Source organism: Desulfocurvibacter africanus subsp. africanus DSM 2603, from assembly GCF_000422545.1.
Classification (GTDB): domain Bacteria; phylum Desulfobacterota; class Desulfovibrionia; order Desulfovibrionales; family Desulfovibrionaceae; genus Desulfocurvibacter; species Desulfocurvibacter africanus.
Window position 1 is genome coordinate 91,126 of the sequence record NZ_AULZ01000001.1, and the last position, 12,878, is coordinate 104,003.

The 12,878-nt window shown below is 64.5% G+C and carries 10 protein-coding genes; 5 read left to right on the forward strand and 5 right to left on the reverse strand.

The features are described 5' to 3' along the window. Nucleotides 1-6: 6 nt before the first annotated feature. Both H585_RS0100395 and polA read left to right on the forward strand, forming a co-directional pair. The gene (locus tag H585_RS0100395; RefSeq protein WP_027366300.1) at nt 7-1,020 is read left to right on the forward strand and encodes a DHH family phosphoesterase; all 1,014 of its coding nucleotides are present in this window, start codon (nt 7-9) and stop codon (nt 1,018-1,020) included. Nucleotides 1,021-1,177: 157 nt separating this feature from the next. Beyond that, on the forward strand, nt 1,178-3,826 hold the full coding sequence (gene polA / locus H585_RS0100400) for a DNA polymerase I (RefSeq protein WP_027366301.1): 2,649 nt from the start codon (nt 1,178-1,180) through the stop codon (nt 3,824-3,826). A 211-nt stretch (nt 3,827-4,037) separates the two neighbouring features. Here polA and H585_RS0100405 read toward each other — a convergent pair whose 3' ends face one another. Together H585_RS0100405 and H585_RS0100415 are read right to left on the reverse strand one after the other, a co-directional pair. Beyond that, nucleotides 4,038-4,502, reverse strand: coding sequence for an RES family NAD+ phosphorylase (locus H585_RS0100405; RefSeq protein ID WP_027366302.1), 465 nt, complete (start codon nt 4,500-4,502; stop codon nt 4,038-4,040). A 333-nt stretch (nt 4,503-4,835) separates the two neighbouring features. Then, a complete protein-coding gene (locus tag H585_RS0100415) occupies nt 4,836-5,639 on the reverse strand; it encodes a split-Soret cytochrome c (RefSeq protein ID WP_027366304.1) in 804 nt (267 codons plus the stop codon). A gap of 450 nt (nt 5,640-6,089) precedes the next feature. Between H585_RS0100415 and H585_RS0100420 the strand changes: the two genes are divergently transcribed. From H585_RS0100420 to argC, 3 genes are all read left to right on the forward strand, one after another. Next, nucleotides 6,090-7,265: a pyridoxal-phosphate-dependent aminotransferase family protein gene (locus tag H585_RS0100420; RefSeq protein WP_027366305.1), complete on the forward strand. Its 1,176-nt coding sequence runs from the start codon at nt 6,090-6,092 to the stop codon at nt 7,263-7,265. A gap of 92 nt (nt 7,266-7,357) precedes the next feature. Further along, nucleotides 7,358-7,660 carry a DUF1844 domain-containing protein gene (locus H585_RS0100425; protein WP_014258596.1) on the forward strand — a complete coding sequence of 101 codons (303 nt, stop codon included), beginning with the start codon at nt 7,358-7,360 and terminating at the stop codon, nt 7,658-7,660. Nucleotides 7,661-7,757: 97 nt separating this feature from the next. Further along, on the forward strand, nt 7,758-8,813 hold the full coding sequence (argC, locus tag H585_RS0100430; RefSeq protein ID WP_027366306.1) for an N-acetyl-gamma-glutamyl-phosphate reductase: 1,056 nt from the start codon (nt 7,758-7,760) through the stop codon (nt 8,811-8,813). Nucleotides 8,814-8,868: 55 nt separating this feature from the next. On the opposite strand, the gene H585_RS0100435 is transcribed toward argC, so the two are convergent. The 3 genes from H585_RS0100435 to H585_RS0100445 are packed head-to-tail and all read right to left on the reverse strand — an operon-like array spanning nt 8,869 to nt 12,877. Further along, the gene (locus tag H585_RS0100435; RefSeq protein ID WP_027366307.1) at nt 8,869-9,987 is read right to left on the reverse strand and encodes an ABC transporter permease; all 1,119 of its coding nucleotides are present in this window, start codon (nt 9,985-9,987) and stop codon (nt 8,869-8,871) included. A 2-nt stretch (nt 9,988-9,989) separates the two neighbouring features. Beyond that, nucleotides 9,990-11,138, reverse strand: a complete 1,149-nt coding sequence (locus H585_RS0100440) for an ABC transporter permease (protein WP_027366308.1) — start codon at nt 11,136-11,138, stop codon at nt 9,990-9,992. Then, entirely contained in the window at nt 11,138-12,877 is a 1,740-nt protein-coding gene (locus H585_RS0100445) for an ATP-binding cassette domain-containing protein (protein ID WP_027366309.1), read from the reverse strand. The genes H585_RS0100440 and H585_RS0100445 overlap by 1 nt, the downstream gene beginning before the upstream one ends. Between the last annotated feature and the right edge of the window lies 1 nt (nt 12,878).

Sequence of the window (12,878 nt, forward strand, 5' to 3'; positions counted from 1 at the left end):
GGTGCGATGTCCTACTTCCGAAAACTCGGCGACAAGCTCCCGCGCATGCTCGCGCTGCTCAAGAAGGACGAGCGCTGGCTCATCATGATCAACGCCGACCCGGACGCCATGGCCTCTGCCATGGCGCTGAAGCGCATCATCTCGCGACGGGTCAAATCCGTGGCCATTGGCCAGATCAACACCATCTCGCGGCCGGACAACCTGGCCATGATCAAGTACCTGCGCATCCCGACCCACGAGATCAGCCGCGAGCAGGCCGAAGGCTTCGACCGCTACGCCATCGTGGACTCGCAGCCTTCGCACAACCCCGAGTTCGAGGGTTTCCATTTTTCCATCGTCATCGACCACCACCCCGTGCCGGAAGGCCGCCCCAACGAGGCGGACTACGTGGAGATCAAGCCCGAGTACGGGGCCACGGCCAGCATGCTTACCGAGTACCTGTACAACCTCAAGATCAAGCCCAGCCGCCTGCTGGCCACGGCGTTGCTCTACGGCATCAAGTCCGACACCCAGGATTTCGAGCGCGAGTTCATCGACGCCGACATCAAGGCTTTCCGCTATCTGAACAAGTTCGCCGACCACGCCATCCTGCGCAAGATCGTGCGCAGCGAGTATCACCTGTCCTGGCTCAAGTACTTCAACTGGGCCTTCCGCAACCTGGTGATGCTGCCCAACGGCATCCACGTGCACATGCACTCCGTGACCAATCCCGACATCCTGGTCATCCTGGCCGACTTCTTCCTGCGCGTGCACGAGGTGACCTGGACGGCCATTTCCGGCGTCTATGACGGCAAGCTGGTGATCATCTTTCGCGGCGACGGTCTGGGCAAGGACGTGGGCAAGGTCGCCAAGGGTCTGTTCGGCGATGTCGGCTCGGCCGGCGGGCACAGGGCCGCGGCCAGGGCCGAGATTCCCCTGAAGGCCCTGAACGGCGCGCAAGCCGACGACTTCGTGCTGGGGCGCATCGACCCGGGCCACAGACGACGCGGCCTGCCGCACCGCCTGACGCACGCCTGCTGAGACTGCTCGCAAAAGAGTCGGGATGGTCTTGCCTTGTCCGCCCCATCCGTCAGGGGCATACGCTACCTGAGTCCGCGCGGCTCATCGCCCGCGCAGCTCGTCGATAGATAGGCTTTTTTTCGTCCATAGCCCTAAGACAATAAGGATCACGACGCCCATGAGCCTCAAGGAACGCCTCAAGCTCGACCAGGAGCCTGTATATCTCATCGACGGCAGCGCCTTTTTCTATCGCGGTTTCTACGCCTTCCGGGACATGAGCCGCTCGGACGGCTTTCCGACCAATGCGCTGTTCGTGGTGCTGCGCCTGCTCATCAAGCTGTTGCGCGAGGAGCGGCCGAAACACCTGGCTTTCGTGCTGGACGGGCCGGGCAAGAACTTCCGCCACGATTTGTTCAAGCCCTACAAGGCCCAGCGTTCGGCCACGCCCGAGGATCTCCTGAAGCAGAACGCGCCCCTGCGCCGGGGCGTGGAGCTGCTGGGCATCCCGCTCATCGTGTCCGAGGGCGGCGAGGCCGACGACTGCATCGCCAGCCTTGTGACCAGGCTCAAGGCCGAGCGGCCCGTGGTCATCATGGGCGCGGATAAGGACCTCAATCAGTGCCTGGACGAGCGCGTGTTCATCTGGGACCCGGCGCTCAAGAGCGAAAAGCTCGCCACTCTGGAGTCCTTCCGCCAGGAACAGGGCATGGAGCCCGGCCATTGGCCCGACTACCAGGCCCTGATCGGCGATTCCAGCGACAACATCCCCGGCGTGCCGGGCATCGGCCCCAAGACCGCGACCAAGATCATGGCCGAACACCGCACGCTGGAGGAGATCGAGGCCCACCTGGACGAACTGCCCAAAACCTTGCAGGCCAAGCTGCGCGAGCACATCAAGGACGCCTACACCTACCGCCAGCTGACCCGCCTGCGCACGGACTTCTGCGCCACTCTCGGCCTCAATGAGCTGACCTGGCGCGAGCCGGACTGGAAGCAGGTCCAGGACTTCCTGGCCGAGTACGAGTTCCGCTCCCTGCCGCGCGAACTGCCCCAACCCACGCGCGCCGAACCGGCCGTGGCCGCGCCAGCCGCGCCCACCGAACCCATCAACGCGCAGCTCTCCCTGTTCAGCCCCAGCGCGAATGCCGCCATCGCCCCAGCCGAAGCCGAAACCCCTGCCGCGCCGCCCCTGCCCGTGCGCGAGGCGGATCAGGCCTTCCTGCTGCCTGGACGCCAGGGCCGCGACGTAGGCTTGGTGATGATCGACGGCGCGATCCTGCTGGGCATCGGTCACGAGGAGCTGCGCTGGACCGGCAACGTCCGCGACCTGTGCGAGGCCCTGCGCGAGGCCGCATCCGTGGCCACGCCGTCCCTGAAGGATCTGCTGCATGCCTCGGAGGACTGGTTCTGCCTGCCCCTGGACCGATGGTTCGACCTGGGGCTGGCAGCCTACCTGCTGAATCCCGAGGAGCGCAGCTACGACTGGCAGCGGTTGCGCGACAGCCTGGCCCTGGACCCCGACGCCGAGGCCGTGCACCCGCAGGCTAACGGACTGGCCGCCAAGGCCCTGCACGACGTGCTGGCCAAGCGGCTGGCCGCCGCGAACCTGACCGAGCTCCTGCGCGACCTGGAGATGCCGCTCGTCCCGGTGCTGGTGGCCATGGAGCAGGCCGGCATCGCCATCGACAAGGCCGCCTTCGAATCATTCCTGTCCGAGGTCAACGCGCAGATCGGCGAGCTGACCACGCGCATCCACGCAGTGGCCGAGATGCCTTTCAACATCCGCTCGAACCAGCAGCTCGCCCAGCTCCTGTTCGACCGCCTGGGCCTGAAGGCCAAGGGCAAGACGCCCGGCGGCGCGCAGTCCACGGCCAACCCGGTGCTGGAAAAGCTGCGCAACGAGCATCCGGTGGTGGCGGACATCCTGGAATTCCGCATGCTGGAGAAGCTGCGCTCCACCTATCTGGAGCCGCTGCCCAAACTGGCCGACGAGCAGGGACGCATCCACACGACCTTCAATCAATTGGCCACGGCCACGGGCCGTTTGTCCTCCAGCGCGCCCAACCTGCAGAACATCCCCATACGCGGGCCGCAGGGCACGCGCATGCGCGCCTGCTTCACGGCCGGGCCTGGCTGCCTGCTGGCGGCGGCCGACTACTCGCAGATCGAGCTGCGCGTACTGGCGCACATGTCCCAGGACCCCACGCTGCTGGAAGCCTTCCGCCACGGCCAGGACATCCACGCGCGAACGGCCGGGCTCATCTTCGACAAGGACGCGGGACAGGTCGCGCCCGACGAACGCCGCTCGGCCAAAACCATCAACTTCGGCCTGCTCTACGGAATGGGTCCGCAAAAGCTTGCGGCCGAGCTGGGCATCGCCCTGGCCCAGGCCAAGGAGTTCATCGAACGCTATTTCGTGGGTCTGAGTAAACTCAAGGAGTTCTACGACTCCATCGTGAAGGAAGCCGAACAAAACGGCTCCGTGGTGACCATGCTCGGCCGCAGGCGGCTGCTGCCCGACATCCACTCACGCAACGACAACCTGAAAGCCCAGGCCGTGCGACAGGCCATCAACACGCGCATCCAGGGCAGCGCGGCGGATATTATTAAGCTAGCCATGATCCGCGCGCATGCGGACGAGAGGATACGAGAGCTGGGCGGACGGCTGATATTGCAGGTGCATGACGAACTGCTGCTGGAAACTCCGGAAGCGACGGCGCAGGAGGCCGGAGCTAGGATGAAAGAGATCATGGCCGGGATCGTGGAATTGAGTGTGCCGTTGGTGGTGGATATGGGAGTGGGGAGGAATTGGGCGGAGGCGCATTAATATAGTCTGCTCGCCACGCTCTTTCAGAGCAAATACCTGGATTGTCGTTATGCCGACGCTGTGCTTGATCCTCGACCGAAGACCTCGGGGACAAGCACGGCCCTCCCTCTCCCAGCAAAAATCATAAGACAAACCCAATTGACTACTTAGCCTTACAGCCACATGCCTTTCCGACCCTTCGCCCACTCTAGAAACGCAACGCAGCCCAAATCTACTTACACTGGACCAGCCTTCCATCAAATTCGAACCGCACAGCCTCTCCTGCTGCGACTATGGCATACGCTTCATGCTCCGGGTTCAGCAGATAGTTCATTTCGATCGGCACGACAGCGCTCGGCACCTCCAGCACCGCTGTCCTGCCTTCCGCCAGCCAGCGGTCGCCGACGTCCTTCAGGCATGGATGCTGGGGCGTGCGCCAGTCCTCTGGCAATTCCTCGATTGAGACTCGGCCGACGATCTCCTCGGGGAAATCCAGCGAGCAGTAGCAATAGCCGTCTCTTTGCAGCGTGACGTAATCGACATTGGCCATGATCTCCAGCACAGCCAGCGAGAGATTGCCCGCAGCGTAAACAACCGGTCTGCCAGGGGAGTTCCAGCGGCCGCCCACGATCTCCTCACCCAGGCCGGTCAGTGCCGAGTCTGCCTCGACCATCCTGAACAAACGCCAGACGCGCATGATCAAACTCCATGCTCGATTGGGGTTACAGGCCGGCGCATCGCCATGCCGGGCAACGCTCTCCGACTGACTGTAAGCCGCTCGATCCGCTCAAGGCATGCAGCCGCCATCTCCCGCCTGGGAGCCTTGATAAAGGCCGGGGCCTGAGACGAGGTGATATCGAAGGGGTAAACGGAGTCCGCTTGCCGGAAATCGGCAATGTTCCCGCGCATGGCTGACCTCCTGCTATGCCTGCTGGCATTATACACTTACCAAGCGGCAAAAAGCAAAGGCCCGGAAACGCATGTGCGCTTCCGGGCCAAGGGTGAGGCTGGGCAGAGGCTTATCTGGGAACTAGGGATGGTCCTTGAACTTGTTCGTGGAGTGCTCGCTGCCGGAGTGACAGGGCGTGCAGTCCATCTTGGTCTTGTTGTAAGCCGCTTCCTTGCCCTTGCCGTGGCATTCCACGCAGGACTTCTCAGCGTCGGTCGAGCCGTAGAGGGCAGCGAACTTGCCGTCGATCTTGGCGTTCATGATCTCGATGGCCTTCGCGGTCACGTCGGCGGTGAGGCGGGCGCAACGCTCGCCGCGCTCCTTGCTGCCTGCCTCGATCTTGGTCTCGTAGCACCACTTGCTAACGGAAATGTGGCACAGCGGGGAGCCGCTGACCGAGGTGGGGATCGGGCCCTTCACGCCCTTGGGGTTCGTGGCTTCGCTCGGCTCGAAAATGGGGAAGGCGGCCTGCTGGTACCAGCGGAAGAGCTCCGTGACCATCGGATCACGTTCCTCGCGGCCCCAGAACAGGGCGAAGGCGCTGGCCGCGCCGAGCAGCGCGCCGCAGATGGTGCCCCACTCGGAGATGCCGCTCTTGCCCACTTCCATCATGCTGAAGGGGAACTGGCTATAGGGCGCTCCATAACGCTCGCCCATGATTCCTACAATGCCATAGAAAGCGCCGTAGCAGCATCCGAGGCCTTTGTAGTAATAACCATTGTAGCCAACCAGAGCGCTTTCAGCCGGGTCCAGCTTATGCGGCGTCCAGGAAAACTCCTTGTCCTTCTGCGTGAATGCCAAGCTGGTGCCCATCGTTGCGGCCATGGTGCCACCTACAACAGTGCATCCAACGATTCCCAAAGCCTTACGTCTAGAGATTTTCATCCTCTTTACCTCCCAGATTATATTCAACAAAATGCATATGTTTGATTTTTATTGGTAAGCAGACATCATGCCAAGCTTACAATAACCATAGTGGACGCGGCCCGGCGCTGACTAATCGTTTAATATGTTGGCCCTTCGTCAACCCACGTATGCAGGCGAACGAAGCTAGATTTGGTGGCAAACGGATGAAAATCCTGTTTAACCAACATGCAAGCCCATAAACTGCTTGGACATGGCTTTATGTGAATGTGATAACTTTCATTAACAACATGGAAACTTGAGTTTGCATTTTCTGTGTGCAGCCCGAAGTGGACCATCGACGGCATGGAGGTGATCGTGCTCGCTCAGACTTCCGACAACGCGCCGTCCCGATCATTACCCATCTTGCCCGTGGCAAGAACGAGTGATATTTTCATTTTTTGACGAACAATCGAGGAAACCATGAATCCCATGCTGAATAGATTGCGACTGCTCACGCCCGGCCCCACGCCCATGCCCGAGGAAGTCCGCCTGGCCATGGCCCGTGACATGATCCACCACCGCAAGCCGGCCTTCAAAGAAATCATGGCCCGCGTGCAGGAGGGCCTGCGCGTGCTGTTCGGCACGCAGCAGCCGGTGCTGTCCCTGTCCTGCTCGGGTTCCGGGGCCATGGCCGCGGCCGTGTCTAACCTCTTTTCGCCCGGCGAGCGGGTCATCGTGGCCGAGGCCGGCAAGTTCGGCGAGCGCTGGGTGGAGATAGCCGAGCATCGCGGCCTGCAGGTCACGCGCATGTCCTTCGAGTGGGGCACTGCCGTGGACCCGGCGCGCGTGGCCGAAGAGTTGGCCGCAGGCAAGGCTAAGGGCGGCTACGCGGGCTTGCTCGTGCAGGTCTCCGAGACCTCCACGGGCGTGCTGCACCCGCTGCGCGAACTGGCCAAGCTCACGCGCGACACGGACACCCTGCTGCTGGCCGACGGCATCTCGGCCGTGGGCGTGTCGCCCTGCCCGCTGGACGAATGGGGCATGGACTGCCTGGTGACAGGCTCGCAAAAGGGACTCATGCTCCCGCCTGGCCTGGCCTTCGCCGCCCTGTCCGAAAAAGCCTGGCGCAAGGCCGAAAACGTCACGCCGGGTTGTTATTATTTCGATCTCAAGGAGGAGCGCGCGGCCTGCGACAAGCAGCAGACGCGCTTCACATCGGCCGTCGGCCTCATGGTCGGACTGGATGTGGCCCTGGAGCTGCTCTTGACGCCTGGATTGGCGGCCCTATATCGCAAGCAGTGGGCGCTGACCCGCATGGCGCGGGTCGGCATCGCAGCCATGGGCCTGCCGCTCTACGCGGCCGAGCACTACACCTGGGGCCTGACCGCCCTGGCCATGCCCAAGGGCGTGGACAGCTCCAAGGTGCTGGCCGCCGCGGCCAAGGAGCACAACGTGATCATGGCCGGCGGGCAGGGGCACATGAAGAACTACATGGTCCGCGTGGGCCACATGGGCTACGTGGACTTCGGAGATCTGGCCGCCGGGCTCTTCGCCTTGGCCAGCGCGTTGCAGGCCCAGGGTGTGCGCATGGCCGCGCCCGATTATCTGGAGCAGGCCCTGGCCGCCTACACCAAGGGCCTTACGGAAGAGCCGCCGCTTCCATAATGGAAGACGCGCGGTTGTCGTGACGCAAACGGCGGACAGCACCGCCGACAACCGCCGGCTCGGCCGGCACCGGAACACGCCAAGGAGTTTCCATGGCCAGCGAAACCACCTCCAGTTGCACGTGCGGCAAGCAGGGCTCTCACGTGCACATGCCGCAAGTGACCTTCTCCACGTTCATTCTCTCCCTGTGCTCGTCGGGGCTCGTGCAGTTGGGCGAGGTGCCGGACCCGGAATCGGGCCGCACGGTCGAGAATCTGGACATGGCCAAGCATACCATCGACATATTGGCCATGCTGAAAGATAAGACATCCAAGTGCCTGGAGCCCGAGGAAGAACGGCTTTTGGCCGACATCCTCTACGAGCTGCGCGTGAAGTACTGCGCCAAGCGCAAGTAGTCGGCGCAGCGCCGTATCGGGCGAGCTTTAACGGACGCCATGCGCCGCCCGCAAGCGGGCGGCGTTTTCCTTTTCAATTTCACCAGCGGAGCGAGACATGAACGCGACGAAACGGGCCGGCCTCGTGGGCGTGACCGGCTACACGGGCATGGAATTGACCCGGCTCCTGGCCGGGCACGAGGGCATCGAACTGGTGCGGGCCACCTCCCGTTCCGAGGCTGGCAAGCCCCTGTCCGCCATCTATCCCTTCCTGCAGGGCACAAAGCTCGCTGGTTTGACCATTACCCAGCCCGACATCGCGGACCTGCGCGAGAACTGCGACATCGTCTTCCTGGCCGTGCCGCACGCGACCGCCATGGACATGGCCGGTCAGCTCCTGGACGCCGGCGCGCGCGTGGTGGACCTGTCCGCCGATTTCCGCCTGCGCGATCCGGCCGTGTACCAGACCTGGTACAAGCACGAGCACTCGCGCACGGACATCCTGCCCCAGGCGGTCTACGGCCTCGTGGAGCTGTACCGCGAGGACGTGCGCAAGGCGCGGCTGGTTGCCAACCCAGGCTGTTACCCAACCTCGTCCATCCTGGCCCTGTACCCGGCCCTGGCCGAAGGTCTGGTCGAGACGGACGACATCGTCATCGACGCCAAGTCCGGAGCTACGGGCGCGGGCCGCAAAGCCAGCCTGGGCTCGCTGTTCTGCGAGGTGTCCGACACCTTCAGGGCTTACAACCTGGGCAAGCACCGCCACACGCCCGAGATCGAGCAGGAAGTCTCGCGCATCGCAGGCCAGGACATCCTGCTGTCCTTCAACACGCACCTGCTGCCCATCAACCGGGGCATCCTGTCCACGATCTACACGCGGCTCAAGAAGGGCGTGGACCCGGCCGCCGTACGCGCGGCCTATGAGAAGCACTACGCGGGCGAAGCCTGGGTGCGCCTGCTGCCGGCCGGCGCATTGCCCGAGACCCGTTTCGTGCGCGGAACCATGTTCTGCGACATCGGCCTGGTGACCGACCCGCGCACCGGACGGCTGATCATCCTCTCGGCCATCGACAACCTCTGCCGCGGCGCGTCCGGCCAAGCCCTGGCCAACGCCAATCTCATGCTCGGCCTGCCCGAGAACATGGGGCTGAATCTAGCGCCGATGGTGCCGTAAGGATCACAACGAATAAGGGAGGGCGATGCCCTCCCTTGCTTTTTACCTGCCTGCCCTACTCCAGCCTTCTCCGGAAAAACCACGCCGCTCCGGCCATGTTGGCCACGGCGATCACCGCCATGGGCCAGGTCTGCTCCCAAACCATATGCACGGGCATGGCCTTGAGGAACACGCCCTTCACGACAACCAGGAAGTAGCGCAGCGGGTTGCCCAGGGACAGGTATTGCAACCACTCGGGCATGTTCTCCACGGGCGTGGCGAAGCCCGACAGGGCCACGGCCGGCACCAGGAAAGTGAACGCGCCGAGAATGGCCTGCTGCTGCGTCTTGGCCACGGATGAGATGAACAGCCCAACGCCGACGATGGAGGACAGGAACACGGCCATGCTCATGTACAGGGCCAACAGCGACCCGTGCAGGGGAATGCGGAAGCCCACCACGGCCACGGTGACGATGAGCGTGCCTTCGAGTAGGGCCAGGATGAGCGCCGGGATGGTCTTGCCGGCCAGAATCTCGCGGGTGGAAAGCGGAGTTACCAGCAACTGGTCGAAAGTGCCCAGCTCACGCTCGCGGGCCACGGACAGCGAGGTGACCACCAGGCCGATGACCGTGCTCAGGATGCCCACCAGGTTGGGCACCGTGAACCAGGTGTTGTTCAGATTGGGGTTGAACCAGTTGCGCACGACCAGGGTGGACGGCGGTTCGGGCAGGCCGTAGCGCACGGCCACGTCGCGATTGAAGCTGTCCAGGATGCGCGCGATGTAGCCCTGGACGATCTGAGCCGAGTTGGAGCGGCGGCCGTCCAGGATGACCTGCACCTCTCCGGTGCGGCCCGCGGCGATGTCGCGCGAGAAATCCTGGGGGATATGCAACACGACCAGAACCTCGCGGCTGTCCATGACCTCGACGATCTCCTGCTGGCCGCGCAGAAAGCGCAGGTCGTCGAAGGTTCTGGAGCCGGCGAAGCGCTGCACCAGCTCCGTGGACCAGGCTCCCGTGTCCTGGTTGAGCACGGCCAGGCTCACGTTGCGCACCTCCAGCGAGGCCGCGAAGGAGAAGACCAGCAGTTGGATGGTCGGCGGGGCGATGAGCACGATGCGGCTGCGCTTGTCGCGCACCAGGGCCAGGATCTCCTTGATGATGAGCGCGCGCACGCGATGCAGGGACGCCAGCATGGTCAGTCGAGCCTCTTCACGGTCTTGCGCAGGGTTATGAACAGCAGTACGGCCGCGATGATGGCCATGCCGGCCATGTTCGGCAACAGAACCTCCCACACGTCGCCCACCAGGAAGAGCGTCTGCAGGCAGGGCACGAAATAGCTCGCCGATACCGCGTAAGTCAGGATGCGGATGGGCGTGGGCATGCTGGCGATCTCGAACACGAAGCCCGAGAGCAGGAAGGCGGGCAGGTAGCCGGCCAGCAGCGCGGCCTGCGAGGCCACGAACTGGTTGCGCGACACGGTAGAGATGAACAACCCCAGGGCCAGGGCCGAGACGAGGAAGACCGAGGAGACCAGATACAGGGCCGCGAGCGAGCCGCGAAACGGCACACCGAACAGGGTCACGGTGATGACCCAGCAGAAGGTCAGCGAGCCCAGCCCCAGCAGGTAATAGGGCAGCAGCTTGCCCAGCAGCAGCTCCAGGCGGCCCACGGGCGTGGCCATCATGGCCTCCATGGTGCCGCGCTCCCACTCGCGGGCCACCACCAGGGCCGTGAGCAGCGTGCCTATGAGCGTGAGCACCGTGCCGATGGTGCCGGGCACCAGGAAATAGCGGCTGATCAGCTCCTCGTTGTACCACATACGCGGCACGAGCCGCGTCGGCTCGGACAACGGCTGACCCTGATCCCTGGCCCACTGGGTCAGCCAATTGGCCCACAGCCCCTGCACGTAGTTCTGCACGAAGTTGGCAGTGTTGGGCTCGCTGCCGTCGGTGATGACCTGCACAGGGGCGGCCTGGGTGGCCTGGGCCAGATCCTGGGCAAAGGTCTCCGGCACTATGATCAAGCCGCGCAGGCTGCCGCGCAGGAGATCGTCCTCCAACTCGCGGCGGTCCTTGGCCATGTGCACCTCGAAGAAGCGCGAGGCGCGGAAGGCGTCGGCGAAGTCGCGCGCCTCGGGCGAATCGTCCTCCAGCACCAGCCCCACGCGCAGCTGCTCCACATCCAGGGACAGGGCGAAGCCGTTGAGGAAGAGCAGGATGGGCGGCAGCACGAAGGCGATGAGGATGCTGCTCGGATCGCGCACGATCTGCAGGGACTCCTTGATCATGAGCGCACGCAGCCTGCGCAGAGCGCCCGGCTGTGCCGTACTCATTCGCGAACCCATCAGGCCGCCTCCTCCCGCATGTCGTGCGACTGCACCAGGGCGATGAAGGCGTCCTCCATGGCCGGGTCGGGCAGTTCCTCGGAACGCACCGAGGTCTTGAGCTCGTCGGGCGAGCCCGTAGCGATGACCTGCCCGCGATAGACCAGTCCGATGCGGTCGCAGTACTCGGCCTCGTCCATGAAGTGCGTGGTGACCATGACCGTGACGCCCTTCTCCACGATGCCGTTGATGTGCGTCCAGAACTCGCGGCGCGTGAGCGGGTCGACGCCCGAGGTAGGCTCATCCAGGAAGAGCACCACGGGCTCGTGCATCACGGCGCATGACAGAGCCAGGCGCTGCTTGAAACCCAGGGGCAGCTCGTCGGCCGATGTCGCCAGGTGAGGCTTCAGGCCGAAGATGCCGATCATGCGCTCCACGACCTCGCGCTGGCGGCCGCCCGCCAGGCCATAGACCCCTGAGAAAAAGTCCAGGTTCTGGCGCACGCTCAGGTTGCCGTAAAGGGAAAACTTCTGGGCCATGTAGCCGATGCGCGCGCGGGCCTCGCCGGGCGCGGCCTGCAGGTCCAGGCCGTCCACCAGGGCCTGGCCGCGCGTTGGCTTGAGCAGACCGCACATCATCTTGAAGGTCGTGGACTTGCCCGCGCCGTTGGGACCCAGCAGGCCGAAAATTTCTCCGCGCCGGATGGCGAAGCTCACATCCTTGGCAGCCGCGAAATCCCCGAACATCTTTGTCAGGCCCTTGGCCTCGATGACGGCCCGGCCGTCGCCCTGCACCAGGGACATGCTCTCGGCCAGGGAGGAAACCCCGCCGGGCACGCCGCCCAGGATGTCCAGGAAGGCGTCCTCGAAACGTGGGCGCACCTCATCCAGCCGGCTGGACCCGCCCGCGCCGAACCCTTGCGGATCGGGCCGCCGCGCGCCTTCGGCAAGCACGACGCGCACGCTCTCGCCCTGGATCACGCCGTCGATGACGCCCTGCTGCTCCAGGGCCGCCCGCAGCACCTGCCTGCGCCGGCCCTCGATGCCGCGCACCTGGAAGACCCGGCCGGCCACCCGGCCCGTTAGCTCATGCGGCTCGCCGGAGAAGAGCAGCTTGCCTTCGTTGAGCAGCAACACGAGGTCGCAGGCCTCGGCTTCGTCCAGGTATGACGTGGACCAGACCACGCCGATGCCGTCGGCCTTGAGATCCTGGACCATGCGCCACAGCTCGCGGCGCGAGATGGGGTCCACACCCACGCTGGGCTCGTCCAGGAGCAGCAGGGCGGGCTTGCGGATCATGGCGCAGGCCAGGCCGAGCTTCTGCTTCATGCCGCCCGACAGCCGCCCGGCCAGGCGCGAGGTGAAGCGGGCCAGGTCCGTAAAGGACAAAAGCCGCTCGAAGGTCCCGGCGCGCTCGGTTTTGGGCAGCCCACGCAGGTCGGCGTACAAACGCAGGTTCTCCATGACCGACAGGTCCTCGTACAGGCCGAACTTCTGGGGCATGTAGCCGATGCGCGCGTGCACGGCTTCGGGCTCACGGCTGGTGTCGAAGCCCAGGGCCATGACGCTGCCCTTGTCGGGCCGCAGCAGGCCGGCCATGAGCCGCAGCAGCGTGGTCTTGCCCGCGCCGTCCGGCCCGACCAGGCCCACGATCATGCCGGGCGGCACCTCGGCCGAGACATGATCCAGGGCCGGCCGGCTTGGCCCGAAGCGCTTGAGCACGCCGTCGGCGCGGGCCAGCGGTTCGTCACTGCGCGCCACG